15 protein-coding genes, 2 tRNA genes and 1 pseudogene are annotated in these 16,853 nt (G+C 51.1%); 10 read left to right on the forward strand and 8 right to left on the reverse strand.

Annotated elements, in window-relative coordinates; all coding sequences use genetic code 11:
• Positions 1-208: 208 nt before the first annotated feature.
• From EYQ01_08730 to EYQ01_08740, 3 genes are all read left to right on the forward strand, one after another.
• The gene (locus tag EYQ01_08730; GenBank protein HIE65877.1) at positions 209-802 is read left to right on the forward strand and encodes a hypothetical protein; all 594 of its coding nucleotides are present in this window, start codon (positions 209-211) and stop codon (positions 800-802) included.
• Between the two features lie 681 nt (positions 803-1,483).
• Positions 1,484-2,104 carry an MBL fold metallo-hydrolase gene (locus tag EYQ01_08735; GenBank protein HIE65878.1) on the forward strand — a complete coding sequence of 207 codons (621 nt, stop codon included), beginning with the start codon at positions 1,484-1,486 and terminating at the stop codon, positions 2,102-2,104.
• Positions 2,105-2,186: 82 nt separating this feature from the next.
• The gene (locus EYQ01_08740) at positions 2,187-2,696 is read left to right on the forward strand and encodes a hypothetical protein (GenBank protein HIE65879.1); all 510 of its coding nucleotides are present in this window, start codon (positions 2,187-2,189) and stop codon (positions 2,694-2,696) included.
• A gap of 5 nt (positions 2,697-2,701) precedes the next feature.
• Here EYQ01_08740 and EYQ01_08745 read toward each other — a convergent pair whose 3' ends face one another.
• The 4 genes and pseudogenes from EYQ01_08745 to EYQ01_08760 all read right to left on the reverse strand — a co-directional run bounded on the left by EYQ01_08745 (position 2,702) and on the right by EYQ01_08760 (position 7,603).
• Complete coding sequence (locus EYQ01_08745; protein HIE65880.1) at positions 2,702-4,312, reverse strand: methylmalonyl-CoA mutase; 1,611 nt, start codon at positions 4,310-4,312, stop codon at positions 2,702-2,704.
• Between the two features lie 55 nt (positions 4,313-4,367).
• A pseudogene (locus tag EYQ01_08750) lies at positions 4,368-5,510 on the reverse strand (acyl-CoA dehydrogenase).
• A complete protein-coding gene (locus EYQ01_08755) occupies positions 5,507-6,376 on the reverse strand; it encodes a 3-hydroxybutyryl-CoA dehydrogenase (GenBank protein HIE65881.1) in 870 nt (289 codons plus the stop codon). Before EYQ01_08755 ends, EYQ01_08750 begins: the two are co-directional and overlap by 4 nt.
• 12 nt (positions 6,377-6,388) lie before the next feature.
• The gene (locus tag EYQ01_08760; protein HIE65882.1) at positions 6,389-7,603 is read right to left on the reverse strand and encodes a thiolase family protein; all 1,215 of its coding nucleotides are present in this window, start codon (positions 7,601-7,603) and stop codon (positions 6,389-6,391) included.
• A gap of 164 nt (positions 7,604-7,767) precedes the next feature.
• On the opposite strand from EYQ01_08760, the gene pdhA reads away from it, so the two are divergent.
• From pdhA to EYQ01_08780, 4 genes are all read left to right on the forward strand, one after another.
• The gene (pdhA, locus tag EYQ01_08765; GenBank protein ID HIE65883.1) at positions 7,768-8,862 is read left to right on the forward strand and encodes a pyruvate dehydrogenase (acetyl-transferring) E1 component subunit alpha; all 1,095 of its coding nucleotides are present in this window, start codon (positions 7,768-7,770) and stop codon (positions 8,860-8,862) included.
• A gap of 149 nt (positions 8,863-9,011) precedes the next feature.
• A complete protein-coding gene (locus EYQ01_08770; protein HIE65884.1) occupies positions 9,012-9,995 on the forward strand; it encodes an alpha-ketoacid dehydrogenase subunit beta in 984 nt (327 codons plus the stop codon).
• A gap of 2 nt (positions 9,996-9,997) precedes the next feature.
• The gene (locus EYQ01_08775; protein ID HIE65885.1) at positions 9,998-11,224 is read left to right on the forward strand and encodes a 2-oxo acid dehydrogenase subunit E2; all 1,227 of its coding nucleotides are present in this window, start codon (positions 9,998-10,000) and stop codon (positions 11,222-11,224) included.
• 321 nt (positions 11,225-11,545) lie between these two features.
• The gene (locus EYQ01_08780; protein ID HIE65886.1) at positions 11,546-12,454 is read left to right on the forward strand and encodes a hypothetical protein; all 909 of its coding nucleotides are present in this window, start codon (positions 11,546-11,548) and stop codon (positions 12,452-12,454) included.
• Positions 12,455-12,536: 82 nt separating this feature from the next.
• Here EYQ01_08780 and EYQ01_08785 read toward each other — a convergent pair.
• From EYQ01_08785 to EYQ01_08800, 4 genes are all read right to left on the reverse strand, one after another.
• A tRNA-Arg gene (locus EYQ01_08785) sits at positions 12,537-12,613 on the reverse strand.
• A 24-nt stretch (positions 12,614-12,637) separates the two neighbouring features.
• Positions 12,638-12,714: transfer RNA gene (locus EYQ01_08790), tRNA-Pro, on the reverse strand.
• A 79-nt stretch (positions 12,715-12,793) separates the two neighbouring features.
• Complete coding sequence (rdgB, locus tag EYQ01_08795) at positions 12,794-13,399, reverse strand: RdgB/HAM1 family non-canonical purine NTP pyrophosphatase (protein ID HIE65887.1); 606 nt, start codon at positions 13,397-13,399, stop codon at positions 12,794-12,796.
• A complete protein-coding gene (locus EYQ01_08800; protein HIE65888.1) occupies positions 13,400-14,122 on the reverse strand; it encodes a ribonuclease PH in 723 nt (240 codons plus the stop codon).
• A gap of 199 nt (positions 14,123-14,321) precedes the next feature.
• Here EYQ01_08800 and EYQ01_08805 point away from each other — a divergent pair, with 199 nt between their 5' ends.
• From EYQ01_08805 to EYQ01_08815, 3 genes are all read left to right on the forward strand, one after another.
• Positions 14,322-15,260: a ribose-phosphate pyrophosphokinase gene (locus EYQ01_08805; GenBank protein HIE65889.1), complete on the forward strand. Its 939-nt coding sequence runs from the start codon at positions 14,322-14,324 to the stop codon at positions 15,258-15,260.
• Positions 15,261-15,340: 80 nt separating this feature from the next.
• Positions 15,341-16,048 (forward strand): 50S ribosomal protein L25, encoded by a 708-nt coding sequence (locus EYQ01_08810; GenBank protein ID HIE65890.1) that lies wholly within the window; start codon positions 15,341-15,343, stop codon positions 16,046-16,048.
• 72 nt (positions 16,049-16,120) lie between these two features.
• Complete coding sequence (locus EYQ01_08815) at positions 16,121-16,744, forward strand: aminoacyl-tRNA hydrolase (GenBank protein ID HIE65891.1); 624 nt, start codon at positions 16,121-16,123, stop codon at positions 16,742-16,744.
• The last annotated feature ends 109 nt before the right edge of the window (positions 16,745-16,853 follow it).

Below are 16,853 nucleotides of genomic sequence, written 5' to 3' on the forward strand. Positions count from 1 at the left end.
ATGGGATTGAGATCAATAAATCAGATCAGGTCGCCGCTTAATGAAGATCTCATACACCAGATTTGACAATAACTCGGAGTTCAGTGAGCATACGGAAAGATGGCCCTTGGTTTTGAGTATGATTCGGGGTCGGAACGAGATATGCAATTTGACAGCGGAATTATTGTCGAGGGGGGGAGGAACAGAACCCTTCCTTGCCCCTGGAAATATGATTACGAGTGGCAATTTTGAGTCGTCACGGATTATGTTGAGGGGATCGGTCGGGGTGACCGAATGGATAGATGTTTTTCTCCAACTCGGGTTTGCGGATGCTGATTTTTCCTATCAACTGATTGAACCGGCCGGGGTCGAAATCATCAGTTTTAGCGGCGACTCTGGATTGGGGTATGGCCTTGGCCTGAAGGCAGCCATTGCTAATGTGGAAGGCTATCAGATCTATTCGAGTTTCCAGTTGTTTCAGATGGAAGTTGATGGCGCCTACGCAGAAAATGGTCTTGTGAATTCTGGAGCAAGCTCTGAAGCCACAGTTCAGGAGATCCAGCTTGCCTTCTTTGCGGCGAAGACCTTCGACATGTGGACACCCTACGGTGGTTTGAAGTTTTCGGAATTAAATGTGGAGATTGAGACCACGGTCCTGGTGCTTGGACTGCCCGAAACATCGATTGAAGAACACAAGGCAGACGGCAATATCGGGCTTTTTGTCGGAACAGATGTTGTCCTGAAGCCTGGATTGAGTGCAAACATTGAGTTCCGGTTTGTTGATGAGTCGGCCTTGAGTCTCGGCCTCAATTGGCTATTTTGATACAACAATCAAAATAGCTAAAGATAATTTTAAGATCCCAGGCGGCAAACGCGGCTTGGGATCTTTTTGTTTTATTTTGAAGTAAAGACTCGTTGTCGTTCTCAGTCTGATTGGATCTAAATCAAGGAGGTCGTAACGGAACTAAGTCAGATGAACCAAGTTTTTAGTTATCAAAAACTACAGGTCAGAGATGATTAACATGAGAATCAACTGCGTTGGAAGGAGTATCTTGTCCATTTGTTTCAGAGAAGAAGAATTTGAGGTGGTCTGGTTTTGGTGGACACTTTCTAAAGAATGAATTTAATTCACTCTAAGAATTGTGTCCACCAAAACCAGACCACCTCATTGTTGTCAAGACGAAAAAGGTGGATGTTATGTGTAATAAAATCATCATGTCAAAAACCAATGAGACCTCCTTTGGCGGCTCCCATGACCCTTGGATGAAAATGACATCCCCTGATAGTATTCACAAAATGATTTCGGAGTTTTCTTCCCCTCTTTATGTTGTCCAGGTAGACAACGACACTTTGTATGCCGCGATTTTGAGGGTGGAGTGGATTGCAGAACAATCCGGGATAGGGTATACATGCGTATGTTGGTCTGTAGGTGTTGTTCCCAATCAGAGCTTCCTTAAAGACCCTGCACCGATATGCGCTCAAAGTGAGTCATTTTGGACAAGTGATGAAAATGCTTCATAGAAATAATCTCTACTGCTGGAGCCGGTTTGACGAAGATCGGAATATTGATTTTCACAGTTACCTTTGGGTGAGAGAGGCAGGAAATATCGTGTTTGATCCTCTGCCATTAACGGATCATGACAAAGATCATCTCAAGGCCTTGGGCAGGGTGAGCCATATCATGATCACAAACTCAGACCATGTTCGTCATGCCAAAGTGTTGGCATATGAGACCGGGGCACCGATCTGGGGACCTGAAGCCGAAAAGAAAACCTTTCCTCTGGCCTGCGCAGTGTGGATCGGGGAGGGGAAAGCCCTGATCGAAGGACTAGATGCCTATTGCCTCACCGGCTCAAAAACAGAAGGCGAGTTGGCTTTTGTCATTGAAGACGATACACTGATCACGGGCGATCTCATACGCTCGCACACCGGGGGTTCGCTTTGCATTCTTCCCGAAGGCAAGCTGCAAGATCTAAATAACGCAATCGCCTCTGTAAAAAAGTTAGCAAGTATTGGAGGTATTCAAGCAATTCTTCCTGGTGATGGATGGCCCGTTTTCAGGGATGGCAAGGTCGTGCTGTCAGAGCTGCTTGCCTCTTTGAGTGCAAAGAAGAAACAACTCTGATAAGCTCATTCGAGCCAGGAGAAGGGAGAATACCCATCGGATATCGTTTGGGAATAACGAACAAAAAGAGGAGCGTATCACTGTGAGAATATCTTTTAATAGTGCAAAATTTTTAATCCCGATCTTGTTCTTCGCCAACATCATTTTACCCGGTTCAGTCCAGGCGCGGCCCGGGATGCGGCCTCCGACCCCCTCTGAGTTCACGACACAAGTTAAGGGCGCGTTCATCATTATCATCAATGATCTCGTCACAGTGAATGACAAGGGAAACCTTATCGCCCATGAAGTCAAGGCCGATTCTAAATTGAATATCCAGGCAAAGGTTGTCGGAAAAATTCGGGTCGGGGATAAAGGCTATTGGTATTTCAAGCGGGGGCAGACGGTCAGTTTTTTAAAATCAAGAATCTTTCTCACCAATGAGATCACCGTACCCGTTACGATCGAAGTTCTTGGTGATTTATTGAACGAACAAGAGGAATCTCAAATCCTTCCCATTCTGATCAAAGGTGAAAATGACAAAACGGGCAAGCGATTTGACCTTCGGGTTGACGGGGGAATGATGGCAGGCAAGCTGTTCCGGCCAGGCGAGTAATACAATTAGAATGCTGGTCCGTTTTCCCGATATTCTCCGTAAACCCTCCGGAAGAGATCAGAGATCTCTCCGACCGTGGCCAAAGCGCGAACTGCGTCGAGGACAAGCGGCATGAGATAGGCTCCCTCGTCTGCAGCGATTTCGAGTTGATGGAGGGCCCGCGATAATTTGAGTTTATCCCGTCGCTTCCTGATTTTCCTCAACTGCGCCACCTGTGTACGCTCAACGCTTTCCTTAATCTTTAAGGTGGAGATCGGTCTCTTTTTCTCATCCACAAAGGCATTGATCCCCACAATAATCTGCTCGCCCTGATCTATTTTCTCCTGAGTCACGACGGCGGCGCGGTGAATCTCTCCCTGTGGAAATCCCTTTTCAATCGCCAAGACCATCCCTCCCAGGGCGTCAAGCCTTTTAAAGTATCGTTGTGCCTCTTTTTCCATCCGGCTAGTGAGCCATTCGAGATAGTATGATCCCCCTAAGGGATCAATCGTATCTGCCACTCCGCTTTCGTGCGCAATAATCTGTTGGGTCCTTAACGCGATCGTCACCGCTTCCTCAGACGGGAGGGCGAGGGTTTCATCCATGGAGTTGGTGTGGAGAGACTGTGTCCCACCTAGGACAGCGGCAAGGGCCTGGAGGGCAACGCGCACGATGTTATTGTGGGGTTGCTGCGCCGTGAGGGTACATCCAGCCGTCTGGGTATGGAAGCGTAGCGCGAGCGATTTTGGATCGTGAGGCCTAAATCTGCGTTTCATCTCGTAAGCCCAAATACGGCGCGCGGCGCGATATTTTGCGATTTCTTCAAAAAAATCGTTGTGCGCGTTAAAGAAAAAAGAAAGTCGTGGTGCAAAGGTGTCAACTTTCAGGCCGGCTTTAATGGCTGAGGCTACATAGGTCAGACCGTTGTAGAGTGTAAAGGCCAACTCCTGAACTGCGGTGGAACCGGCCTCCCGGATATGGTAACCGCTGATGCTGATCGGATGAAAATAGGGGGCTTCTTCAACGCAAAACCGGATCGTGTCATTAATCAGTTTAAGGGACGCTTCCGGTGGACAGATCCACTCCTTCTGAGCAATATATTCTTTAAGGATGTCATTCTGAAGGGTCCCTTGTACCTCTTTAAAGGGAACCCCTTGCTTCTCAGCCACGGCAAGATACATGGAAAAGAGGACCATCGCCGGACCATTGATCGTCATGGACGTACTGACTTCGGAGAGCGGGATCCGGTCAAAGAGTCGGGCCATGTCGTCAAGGGTGTCGATGGCCACACCGCACTTTCCGACCTCCCCGCGAGACTTGGGATGGTCGGAGTCGTAGCCCATCAAGGTCGGCAGATCAAAGGCAACAGAGAGGCCCGTCTGGCCATTCTTCAGAAGGTAGTGGTAGCGTTTGTTGGTTTCGGCGGCCGAAGCAAAGCCGGAAAACTGCCGCATGGTCCAGAGCTGTTCGCGGTACATTGAGGGATAAATTCCACGCATAAAGGGCGCTTTTCCGGGTTGGCCTGAATCGGAAATTTGATCGGATTCACGAATCGATGCTGCGGTATAAAGGGACTTGATTTCAATCCCTGAAAGGTTGGTAAATCTCAGCTTGCGGTCTTTTTTTTCCTTTCGCATGGTAACGCTCCATTAAATGTAGAAGCAACCAATACGGCAGACACAGTAAGAAAGCTCACGCTTGAAGTAGATGGCGCGCGATCACCATCCGTTGTATTTCAGAGGTTCCCTCGTAGAGGGTCGTTACGCGGGCGTCCCGGAAAAAGCGTTCCACAGGAAATTCCTTGATGTATCCATATCCGCCAAAGATCTGGATACCTTTGTCCGCAACACGGTTGGCCATCTCAGAGGCATAAAGTTTTGCCTGGGCCGCCATCTTTGTGGTCGCTTTTCCCATTTGACGCATCTAGGCCGCACGATGGGTCAAAAGACGGGCAGCATCGATCTCAGTCTTCATATCGGCAATCATCCATTGGATGGCCTGAAAAGCGGCAATCGGTTTTCCAAACTGATGACGCTCTTTGGCATAGGCAATTGAGGCCTCCAGGCAACCCTGAGCAATTCCAACCGCCTGTGCCGCAATTCCAATCCGACCTCCATCCAGAGTGGTGAACGCAATCTTTAATCCCTCATTTTCTTCTCCAAGCAAATTCTCTCTGGGGACACGGCAATCCTCCAAAATAAGTTCTGCCGTGTCCGACCCACACAGCCCCAACTTCTCTTCAACCTTCCCTACCGTGAATCCGGGCGAATCGGTCTCCATAATAAAGGCGGAAATCCCTTTTTTCCCGCGGGAAGGATCTGTCACGGCATATACGATAGCGATATCGGCATGTTTTCCGTTTGTAATAAAACGTTTCGTGCCATTGAGAAGATATGCGTCCCCATCCAATCTTGCCCGGGTGGCGATGGCCCCAGCGTCGGAACCGGCTCCAGGTTCCGTCAAGGCATAACAGCCCAGCATTTCTCCCTTTGCAAGAGGGATCAGAAAGCGCTTCTTTTGGTCTTCGGTTCCAACGCGGAAGATCGGGTCACAGACGAGGGAATTGTTGACGGTCATGATGACCCCCAGAGACGCCCAAACCTTTGAGATCTCCTCCATCGTCAGGATGTAGGTCACGAGGTCCATGCCCGAACCGCCATACTCAAACGGGATGAAGGCCCCCATCAATCCGATTTTTCCCAGCTTCTCAACCAGGACCGCTGGAAATTCACCGGCGTGGTCCAAAGCAGAAACAAGCGGCGCGACCTCTTTTTCGGCAAAGCTTCTCACCATCCGGATGACCATCTTCTGTTCTTCTGTCAAATGGATGTTCATGAGGCACTCGACTCCTGGGGATACCGGTAAAACCCTCTCCCCGTTTTTCTTCCGAGATAGCCTGCCTCAACATATTTACGTAGAAGGGGGGCAGGACGATACTTGCTGTCGGCAAATTCCGTGTAGAGAATCTCCATAATGTCCAGACAGGTATCCAGCCCGATCAGGTCCGCAAGGGCCAGTGGTCCCATGGGGTGATGCAGCCCTAAACTCATAGCGGCATCAATATCTTCAGCGCTTCCAACGCCCTCAGTAAGGACACAGACCGCTTCGTTGATCATCGGCATAAAGATCCGGTTGACAATAAAACCCGGGTAATCCTTGGAGACAATGACCGTCTTCCCCAGTTTTTCGACAAACTGTTTCACCTGTGCAAAGGTCTCATCTGAGGTCAGCCATCCACGGACCAGCTCAACCAGCTTGATGGAAGGGGCGGGATTCATAAAATGTATCCCGATAACACGTTCCGGCCGGTCCGTCGTCGCCGCAAGTCGGGTGATCGGGAGGGAAGAGGTGCTGGTGGCAAAAATAGTCTCTTTGGGACAGAATTCATCGAGCCCCTCAAAGATTTCCATCTTGATTTCTTCCTTCTCGGGAACCGCCTCGATGATCAGGTCACATTGGGCCATGTCTTCAAACTTGGTTGAGAGTTTAATATTCTTAAGGATCTTTTCTCGGACCCACTCTGTCAGTTTTCCTTTCTTTACTGCTTTGTTCAGCCGGTGCGTAATTTGTTTAAGGGCCTGTTCCAATACTTCATGTTCGAGATCATATAAAATGACATGAGGACCTGCTGACGAAATCACCTGGGTAATTCCCGATCCCATCTGTCCGGCTCCAACGATTCCGACAACCTTGAATTCCATTCACACTCCTTTTTAGTATGAGCTATAATTATTTTCAGAACGGGTAATGAGCAGCGCAAGCGCCTCCCCTCCGCCGATACACAGGCTGGCGATCCCCCGAGAGAGGTTCAAGTCTTCAAGGAGATGGAGAAGGGTTGTCAGAATTCGGCTTCCGCTGGCACCAATGGGGTGCCCCAGGGCGATCGCCCCACCCCGGAGATTAACCTTCTTTGGATCAATCCCCAGCTCTCGGATGACCGCCAAAGATGAGGAAGCAAAGGCTTCGTTAATCTCGAAGATGTCAATCTCGTCCACGGAGAGTTCCACCTTTTTGAGCAGGGAGGCAATGGCCTCAAGCGGCGCCGTCGTAAAGAGGGCTGGGTCCGTTGCCGTAGAGGTATAGGCAACGACCGATGCCCGCATCGGTATCCCGATCCGAAGCGCCGCACCCTCTGACATGAGGACCAGCGCGGCCGCACCGTCATTGAGCGAGGACGCATTGCCCGCCGTCACATTTCCATCTGACTCAAAACACGGCCTCAACTTTCGAAGTTTTTCAAGGTCTATTCGGCCCGGCTCCTCGTCTATAGAAACAATCGATGGAGAGTCAATCCTTGTTTCTTTCTCCCCCCCTAGCTTAACTGGAACGATTTCTCTTTTAAACCCTCCAGACTCCTGGGCCTCGCGTGCCCGACGATAACTTTCGATCGCATAGTCATCCATTTCCATTCGAGAGAGCTGATACTTTCTCGCACAGGCCTCCGCCGCCGACCCCATATGGAAATCGTTATAGACATCCCATAGACCGTCATGAATGAGGCTGTCGGTCAAGATCCCGTGACCGAGACGATAACCGGACCGGGCCCGGTCCAGCAGATAAGGGGCATGGGTCATGCTCTCCATCCCCCCTGCAACCACGATCTCCGCGTCACCGACCGCAATGGCTTGTGTTCCCATGATCACGGCCTTAAGACCCGAACCGCAGACCTTATTAAGGGTCGTACAGGGAACGTGTTCCGGGAGACCGGCTCCCAGGGCGGCCTGCCGGGCCGGGGCCTGGCCCAGGCCTGCCGACAAAACATTCCCCATGACGACCTCATCAACCTGATCGCTTGAAATACCGGCCTGGCGTACAACTTCAGTGATTGCGATGCTCCCAAGCCCTGTGGCCGATTGCGAGGCGAGTGCCCCCTGAAAACTTCCAATGGGTGTCCGAATGGCCCCCGCAATGATGACCTTATGACTCATAAAAAGGCCTCCACTTCCTGAAAAATTATTATAACATATCCCCTATTCTCATACACCTTTGCAAGGGGAATCTCCTAAAGGATTTTAAGGAACCGGTTTTGATTATGGTATAATACAGTCGGACGCAGAATTGACCCGATAACTATCTTAATAAGGGGAGGTTGATGCCGAAAAAGGTTCTCAAGAGGTTCGAGGTCACATACCTTCAGATCTTGAATGAAACCGGGCAGACCGATCCAACCCTCCAGTACGGACCCCAAAAAATTACTGAAAAAGAAGCCAGGGCTTTCTATCATTCGATGGTCCTGATCAGGGCCTTTGATGAAAAGGCGCTGAACCTCCAGCGTGCAGGACGGATCGGCACCTATGCCTCAATACTGGGACAAGAGGCCATTCAGGTCGGATGCGCCTTTGCGCTCGATCAATCCGATTGGCTCTTTCCCGCCTTCCGCGAAAGCGGCCTCTTGCTCCTGCGTGACATCCCCATGAAGATGCTTTACCAGTACTGGTCAGGCGACGAACGCGGAAGCGCCTTTCCGGAAAACCACCATGACTTCCCAGTATCCATCCCTGTCGGGACCCATATTCCGCATGCCGTCGGGGCCGCCTGGGCGGCCCAATTCAAGCGAGATCCGATTGCCGTCATGGCCACTTTCGGGGACGGCGCGACATCGAAAGGGGATTTTCACGAAGGGCTCAACTTCGCCGGTGTTATGCGGCTCCCGGTTGTCTTCGTCTGCCAGAACAACCAGTGGGCCATCTCACTCCCACTGTCACAGCAGACCGCATCCTCCACCCTGGCACAGAAAGCAATTTCCTACGGTTTTGAAGGCTTACAAGTTGATGGGAATGATGTCTTTGGAGTATATGTTTCCACGAAGAATGCACTTGAGAAAGCCCGTCAGGGAGGAGGACCAACCCTGATCGAATGTGTGACCTATCGTCTGAGCGACCATACTACGGCGGATGACGCCTCCCGGTATCGTTCAGAAGAAGATGTTGTAATCTGGCGGAAGAAAGACCCGCTTACCCGGCTTCGCACATACCTGGAGAAAGAGTATCACTGGTCGAATTCTGAAGAGACCGATCTCCTTCAGGAGACAAAAAAAAAGATTGCTTCGGCGGTCGCAGAACTCGAGTCGCTCGAACCGCCCGACCCTGAGGAGATGTTTGACCATGTTTTTGAAACATTGTCTCCCGCTCTCATCCAGCAGAAGAACCAGCTCAGGAAGCGTCTACAAGGGGAGAGTAAGTCTTGAACTGTAACCCAGCATACCTCTATTTTGGCTTCGCGAGACCCATTCCTTCATGGCAGGGCGCGAGGAGCGCAGAACCGAAGCGTATGCCTATACGTGAGGATTCGAGTACCACAGCAACGGAGCCATGTGGGAAAAGAGGGGTGTGCTGAATGGTTACGAAGAAACTTACCCTTGTCCAGGCCATCAACCAGGCGCTCCGGCACGAAATGGAGAAGAACCCCGACATGGTATTGCTGGGAGAAGACATCGGTCTGGATGGGGGGGTCTTTCGAACAACGGAAGGTCTGATCGATCAATTCGGCGATAATCGCGTGGTCGATACCCCGCTCTCGGAATCAGGTATCGTCGGCGTGGCCATCGGAATGGCCGCTTATGGCTTGACCCCTGTCGTTGAGATTCAGTTCATGGGCTTTCTCTATGGCGCGATGGAACAACTCATCTCACATGCCGCGCGCCTTCGGACTCGAACGCAGGGCCGATACACCTGTCCGATTGTTGTCCGCAGCCCTTATGGCGGAGGGATTCATGCGCCCGAACTTCATTCGGAAAGCACGGAGGCCCTGTTTATTCATACCCCCGGTCTCAAGGTTGTGACTCCCTCCACCCCGGCAGAGGCCAAGGGTCTTCTTCTGTCCTCAATCCGGGATCCCGATCCGGTCATTTTTTTAGAACCGGCAAGGATATACCGGGCGATCAAGGAAGAGGTCCCGGAAGGGGAGTATCTTATCCCACTGGGGAAGGCCCGGACTCTCATGGAGGGAAAGGACATCACCCTGATCACATGGGGGGCAATGGTCCATCCTGTGTTAAAGGCTGCAGACCGAATGGCCATGGAAGGGGTTGAAGCAGAGGTCATCGATTTACGTACCCTTTCGCCACTCGATATTGAGACCCTTCTCTGCTCGGTAAAAAAAACGGGGCGCGCCGTGATCGTCCACGAGGCTCCCCGAAGCTGCGGACTCGGGGCGGAGATCTCAGCTCTGCTTTGTGAGGAGGCCCTTGACGCGCTGGAAGCCCCTGTTCTTCGCGTGACCGGGTTCGATACCCCCTTCCCGCTTCCCAAAATGGAAAAATATTACCTGCCTGATGTTGACCAAATCGTAGAGACCATCGAAACGGTTGTGGGTTATTAATCATGCAGAAGACCTTCAAATTTCCCGATGTGGGTGAAGGGATTGCGGAGGGTGAAATCGTCCGGTGGTTGATCTCCGAAGGGGATATGATCAAGGAAGACGAACCCATCCTCGAGATCGAAACAGACAAGGCGGTTGTCAGCCTCCCCTCCCCTTATACCGGAAAGATCTTATCTAGGCAGGGAAATCCTGGAGACATCATTCCCGTCGGCGCGGTCCTGATTACAGTCGAGATAGAGGAAGAGGCGGATTTTAAAAAGGCCGTCCCTTCGGAGAAGACCTCGGGAAAAAAGAAGGATGCCGGATCGGTTGTCGGACAGATTGAAGAATCGGAGGAGGAATTTGTCATCCGCCCTGTCCCTATCAACCCAGATCCTCCCGGTACTAAAAGGATTCGTGCCATTCCCTCCGTCCGGCGCTACGCGAAAGAACGAGGCCTTGATCTTACAAAGATCCGGGGAACCGGAAAGGAAGGACGAATTACACGCGAGGATGTTCAACGCGAGGCCGCAACCTCGCCGCTCGGCCCAAGTGAACGCGTGCCCTTTCGGGGAGTCCGCCGAAGCGCCGCGAAACGTGTGACGGCATCAACTCAGCATGTTGCTGCAGTGACCTTTGTGGACGATGCCGACATCACAGCCCTGGAAAGGGTCCGATCGAACAAGAAGGAAATGGCCGAGGAGAAGGGCTTCAAGTTGACCTCTCTCCCCTTCATCATCAAGTCGGTCGTCGCGGGTTTAAAGGAATACCCCTATCTGAATGCCATGCTGGATGAAGAAAACGAAGAGATCCTACTCAGAAAATATTACAATATAGGCATCGCCGTCGATACTCCCCAAGGACTGATGGTCTTTGTCATCAAGAAGGCCGATGAGAAAAGCATCCTTGAGTTGGCAAAAGAAATTTCCATTTTGACGGAAAAGGCATTCTCCAGAACAATAGACCTCTCCGAGTTGAAGGGAGGAAGCTTTACCCTCACCAACTATGGTGTGATCGGAGGGATCTACGGAACGCCGATTATCAACTACCCCGAAGCCGGGATCCTGGGGCTCGGAAAAATAGAGGACAGAGCCGTGGTCCGCTCAGGAGAAATTGTCATCAGAAAAATTCTCCCCCTCTCTCTTACTTTTGACCACCGAATCATATATGGTGCCGAAGCGGCCCGCTTCATGAACACCGTCATCAAACACCTGGAAGACCCCGACCTGATGCTCATTGAAGGCAAGTAGGCCCATTTTCACACACCATCCTAAAACAGTTTTGCTTCTGGCGTCTACACCCCACCGAGTCTGTTTTTTCCACAGACTGTGTAATATCTCCACGGTAGACCTTTCATCAACTTTTTAAGTGATTGAAATAAAATAATAATTTTTATCCTACAGATCGCAATTGTTGGCATCTTCCTTGCTTTGTGTAGTTTCAAAGAGTTCATGCCCAACTCTGGAGAATGCTCTGGTCGCATATAGACAAAGGGGTGCCAGAGGGCTTCGGGGCGGGCTTGTAAGGGATTGAATGAAGGTGTTGAAATTAAAAAAGATGGAGGGATTAAAATGAAACCAGGAAGAATAAAACAACTCATATGCAGCGTTATGTTGGGAATCTTTGTATTGTCAGTCGCTCCGGCATCCCATGCCATAGAAATCAAATTTCTAAAGGTGAAGTACAATAAAGTGCAAGGCAGGGTGGATTCCGGGATGAAGGAAGTGGTCGGGTTAACCTTTAGCCAGAGGACAAATCAAGAGGCCTTGGGGGAAGTGATTGCGGCAGGCGGGCCGGGAATGAACATTGACCAGATGGAGTTCGGCAGGACGATTAGTATCGCGGGACAATTAGGTTGGCTGGGAAACCGGGCAAAGGGGAGATTGGCGACTGCAACGCAAGAACTCAATGCCGTTATTATGAAGGAGGCGAAGATCTTGGGACCGGGCGCGATCCAGGAGCGGCTGGGCGCCATGATACTGGCGAATGCGCAGGTAAAACTTGTCCACATGGCTGATGCGAGAATTGATGATGTTTTCAATGCAGGGCAAGGTCAAGAGGCCCTGGGACGCCAGATTGTCAAGGGGGCGCGGCTCCACTGGGCAAGCGGAGAGATGGGAAAGGCCGTCTTTGCGACGATTCAAGGGCGGATCACGCCGGGAATTTCAAGAGAAGTGATCCGGACGATTCAAACGACCGGAGGATTTGGACACGAAAAAGATTTTCGTATCGGCCTGGCCGTTCTGACGGGTGAGCGAGGAAGGGAACTGACCCAATTGATGCCGCCTGAAATCACAACGGCTTCCGGAAGTGCCGTCACCTATGCGGGCGCGGGCTGGGGTGGCTTTGCGGAATATGGTTTTGCCACCGTGGCCGGGTTTATCTTCGTCATGTATCTGTTTGCCGGGATCATGACCGATGTTGAACCCCCGGTCGAAAAAGAAGAAGAAAAAACCTACGAATATCAGAAAGCGGCCTAAGCCAGAGGAAAGCCGAAACAAGCGGTTCGTATTCAGGAAAGAGAGCCCCGCCAGCAGGCGGGGCTCTCTTATTAGGAAACCTTGGTGCGCCTGGCTGGAATCGAACCAGCAACCTACAGCTTAGAAGGCTGTTGCTCTATCCGATTGAGCTACAGGCGCATCGTAATAGCGTGGAAGATAAACTGGTCGGGGTGAGAGGATTTGAACCTCCGACTCCCTGCTCCCAAAGCAGGTGCGCTGCCAGGCTGCGCCACACCCCGTTCACTCTTTAAATACCCTGTTAATACGCTGAATACAATAATCAAAATCTACCCTAGTTCCGCGTTTGGGAATCTTGGGTCAGTTCTTACTCTCAATCCGTTTTTGTAAACTCCGGATCGCAGCGCGAATCGCCTGTCCACGATGGCTTATCTTGTTTTTTTCATCAAGGGAGAGTTCGGAAAAGGTCTTGCCACAGGCCGGGATAAAAAAGACCGGATCGTAACCGAAGCCGCCACGGCCGACTTCAGAATGGGTAATCCTCCCCTCGCAATGCCCCGCAACGAAATCCACCCTTCCCCTCGGATCGGCAACGGCCACGGTACAAACAAACCGCGCGCCTCTTTTCGCATCGGGAAAATCTTCCAGATTCTCCAAGAGTTTTTTCCGGTTGTCGGCGTAAGTAACCCCTTCTCCCGCATATCGTGCCGAGTAAAGCCCCGGTGCGCCGTCAAGCGCTACAACCTCAAGACCGCTATCGTCTCCCATGGCCCAATGGCCTGTTTCTTTCGCGACAAACTGCGCCTTGAGAACCGCATTTTCGCGATAGCTTGTCCCGGTTTCAGGTGGGAGTTTCAGGTGAGGAAAGTCGGAAAGCGTCAGGAGGTCGATATCGGGCAGCTCTCCCAGGATCGATCGGATTTCTTCTGCCTTGTGCGGGTTCTCCGTCGCCAGGACCAATTGCACTTACTTTAGAACTCCCAAAAGATTTTTTTGAATGCTGACCAGTTTTTTAATCCCCCCGGAGGCCAGCTTGAGGAAGACATCGAGTTCATCTTTTGTAAAGGGCTCCTGTTCTGCCGTTCCCTGGACCTCTACATATCTTCCTTTTCCGGTCATCACCACGTTCATATCCACTTCTGCGTGGGAATCCTCAGGATAGTTCAGGTCCAGGAGCAACTCGCCATTGACCTTTCCGACACTGACGGCAGCGAGATAATCACGAATCGGCATCTTCTTGATCCTGCCCTCTTTTTGGAGATGCCGGAGGGAATCCACCAGGGCAATAAAAGCTCCGGTAATCGATGCGGTTCGTGTCCCCCCATCGGCTTGAATCACATCACAATCGATCCAGACCGTTCTTTCTCCCAAGCCTGTCATGTCCACGACAGAACGGAGCGATCTGCCGACAAGGCGCTGGATTTCCTGAGTTCTCCCGCCCACCTTACCCCGCGAAGATTCCCGAGAGATTCTGTCTTTGGAAGACCTTGGGATCATGGCGTACTCGGCCGTCACCCATCCCCTTTTTTTGTCTCTCAGAAAATGAGGGACACGATCTTCAATCGTGGCCGTACAGATGACCTTGGTGTCCCCCATTTCGATGAGGACGGACCCTTCCACCTGCTTCAGAAAATGACGTGTTACTTTTACCGGACGCAGTTCATTCCGTTTCCTTCCATCAACCCGCATCCCAACTCCTTTATCTAGAGTATTATACAACCATTAAAAAGAGTCGGATTATAGCGAGTGTTCCCAAAAAGATCAACCGGGACCAACAGCCCCTGGGCCAATTTTAGACTCATTCGTCTTGGCCCTTTCCGTTGACATGGGGTCGGGGTTCATGTAAATTTATGGACCGGTCGTTTCCAGGAGTCACCAGAGGGAAAGAATGCACCAATTGAAACTCTTCACAGGCAACTCCAATAGAAACCTTGCCGAAGAAATTGCCAGCTATCTTGGGATTTCCTTGGGGAAAGCAACCGTCTCTACCTTCAGCGATGGAGAGATTTTTGTCAAGATCGAAGAGAATGTCCGTGGAAGCGACACCTTCGTGATGCAATCGTCTTCAAAACCCGTCAACACCAACATTATGGAACTCCTTATCCTGATCGATGCCCTGAAGCGTGCCTCCGCGAAAGAGATTACCGCCGTCATCCCCTATTATGGATATTCGCGGCAGGACCGAAAAGACCAACCCCGGGTTCCGATCACGGCAAAATTGGTCGCCGATCTGGTGGCCGTTGCCGGGGCGCATCGTGTCCTCACCATTGATCTGCATGCCGGACAAATCCAGGGCTTTTTTAATATCCCTGTTGATCATCTTTATGCCAGCCCCGTGCTTCTGGACTACTTTAAAAAGAAGAATTTCAATAACCTCACCATCGTTTCCCCGGATGCCGGGGGTGTCGAACGGGCCAGGGCCTTTGCAAAAAGAATGAATGTCGGTCTGGCCATCATCGACAAGCGTCGGGAAGGGCCGAACCGGACAAAAATTATGAATATCATCGGAGATGTTGCCAATCGGGACATCCTGATACTGGATGACATGATCGACACGGCCGGGACCATTTCCCAGGCGGCCATTGCGATCAAGAAAAAGGGAGCCAACCAAATCTATGCCAGCTGCACCCATGCCATCCTCTCCGGACCGGCAATGGAAAGGCTGAATGATGCCCCAATCGAAGAGGTCATTGTAACCAACACAGTTCCTCCAAAAGGCGAGGGAGACCTCTACAGGAAGATCAAGGTCTTATCGATTGCATCCCTTCTGGGAGAGGCGATCAACCGGATCCACAAGGAAACTTCGGTCAGTTCTCTTTTTGTATAATGAGGCTTCAGAAAACTTAAATCTTGGAATAGAATCGCCTGTATGATTTCAGATCAGCAGTGCGGCATGAAGGAGGTTGTATGCAGAAGATAAACATTCAGGGAGAGCGGCGGACGAAGGCAGGTAAAGGGCCTGCCCGGCAATTGCGTTTTGCCGGGAAAATCCCCGCAGTGATCTACAGTGAGGGGAAATCGGCCCTCTTAACAATAAACCCCGAAGAGATTGATAAGGTCTTGCACTCTGCCTCTGGAGAAAACACGCTGATTAATCTTCAGATCACGGGGGAGAAAACAAGCGGGTCTGATCCCGGTGAGCATATTGCAATCTTGCGTGATTTTCAAAGAGATCCCGTCACAGGAAAAATACTCCACGCAGACTTTTTTGAGATCTCCATGACCGAGGCCATTTCCATTATGGTTCATGTAGAAGTGATCGGCGAGACACCCATCGGGGTAAAGGCAGATAACGGCACGCTCCAGCACAATATGCGCGAGCTTGAGGTCCGATGTCTTCCCACCTTAATCCCAGATCATATACAGGTTGATGCCTCCGCCCTGGAAGTGGGTCAATCCATCCACGTGAAAGACCTTCCTGTAAAAGAGGGGATCGCATTCCTGGCCGATCCAAACCTGGTCGTTGTTTCGGTCACGGCGGCCATCACGGATGAAAAGCTGGAATCAATGCTCTCTGCCGAGTCCGGGGAAACGAAAGAACCCGAAGTGGTGGAGGAAAAAGAGGAAAAAGAAGGAGCCGAGACAGAGGCAAAGGGAGAGAAAAAAGACAAATAACCTTCATGATCGGCTGATGGAACACCCCAGGAGAACCTCCCTGTTTCGTTGATCTGCGCGGCCTTGTCGTGAATCGTCAATTTCCCCGCAGCCCCTCCGTCGCTCGGTTCCGGGATCGAAATATTGAAGCTGATTGTCGGTCTGGGAAACCCAGGAAAAGAATACGAAGAAACCAAACATAACATCGGTTTCTGGGTCGTTGACGCCTTTGCCGGACAGCACAAGGTCTCTCTCTCAGAAAAAAAGGGAGACGCCATTTTCGGTCGTGGCCGTTGGGCCGGCGCAAATGAAGAAATTAAATTCCTCTTGGTAAAACCGCAGACCTTTATGAACAGGAGCGGTCGCTCGGTTCGTGCGATGCTTAATCTCTTTCCCGTCTCTCCTCCTGACCTTATTGTCATATATGACGACCTGGATATGCCTTGCGGACGTGTCCGTTTAAGGTCCAAAGGAAGATCCGGAGGACATCGCGGGGTCGCTTCAGTCATTGATGAAATCGGAACCGACCAGTTTATCCGTCTTAAAATCGGGATCGGGAGAGACCCGCAATCCGACCCTGCGGACCAGGTCCTGAGTCCCTTCCATCCCGATGATAAGAAGTTGGCTTTAAGCGGGGTGGAAAAAGCAGTAACTCTGCTCCCTCTTCTGCTGGAAGACCGACTCACAGAAGCCATGAACCAGTATCACACCGACTGATCCCCTCGCAGGGAATCCAGGCGAAGATTATCCTAAGGGTCTGTCCCAAAATAACATGCGTGATTGGCCGGAGACAATTTTTGAGCGAGACAAGGAGCGAAGAGTGCGC

This window comes from Candidatus Manganitrophaceae bacterium, from assembly GCA_012960925.1.
Lineage (GTDB): Bacteria > Nitrospirota > Nitrospiria > SBBL01 > JAADHI01 > DUAG01.

Excerpts from the sequence above, each read along its gene's own strand:
- EYQ01_08780 (HIE65886.1), top strand. The coding sequence starts at position 11,546 with ATGAAACCAGGAAGAATAAAACAACTCATATGCAGCGTTATGTTGGGA.
- EYQ01_08745 (HIE65880.1), bottom strand. The coding sequence starts at position 4,312 with ATGCGAAAGGAAAAAAAAGACCGCAAGCTGAGATTTACCAACCTTTCA.
- EYQ01_08805 (HIE65889.1), top strand. The coding sequence starts at position 14,322 with ATGCACCAATTGAAACTCTTCACAGGCAACTCCAATAGAAACCTTGCC.
- EYQ01_08730 (HIE65877.1), top strand. The coding sequence starts at position 209 with ATGATTACGAGTGGCAATTTTGAGTCGTCACGGATTATGTTGAGGGGA.
- EYQ01_08775 (HIE65885.1), top strand. The coding sequence starts at position 9,998 with ATGCAGAAGACCTTCAAATTTCCCGATGTGGGTGAAGGGATTGCGGAG.
- EYQ01_08760 (HIE65882.1), bottom strand. The coding sequence starts at position 7,603 with ATGAGTCATAAGGTCATCATTGCGGGGGCCATTCGGACACCCATTGGA.
- pdhA (HIE65883.1), top strand. The coding sequence starts at position 7,768 with ATGCCGAAAAAGGTTCTCAAGAGGTTCGAGGTCACATACCTTCAGATC.
- EYQ01_08755 (HIE65881.1), bottom strand. The coding sequence starts at position 6,376 with ATGGAATTCAAGGTTGTCGGAATCGTTGGAGCCGGACAGATGGGATCG.
- EYQ01_08735 (HIE65878.1), top strand. The coding sequence starts at position 1,484 with ATGAAAATGCTTCATAGAAATAATCTCTACTGCTGGAGCCGGTTTGAC.
- EYQ01_08770 (HIE65884.1), top strand. The coding sequence starts at position 9,012 with ATGGTTACGAAGAAACTTACCCTTGTCCAGGCCATCAACCAGGCGCTC.
- EYQ01_08800 (HIE65888.1), bottom strand. The coding sequence starts at position 14,122 with ATGCGGGTTGATGGAAGGAAACGGAATGAACTGCGTCCGGTAAAAGTA.
- EYQ01_08810 (HIE65890.1), top strand. The coding sequence starts at position 15,341 with ATGCAGAAGATAAACATTCAGGGAGAGCGGCGGACGAAGGCAGGTAAA.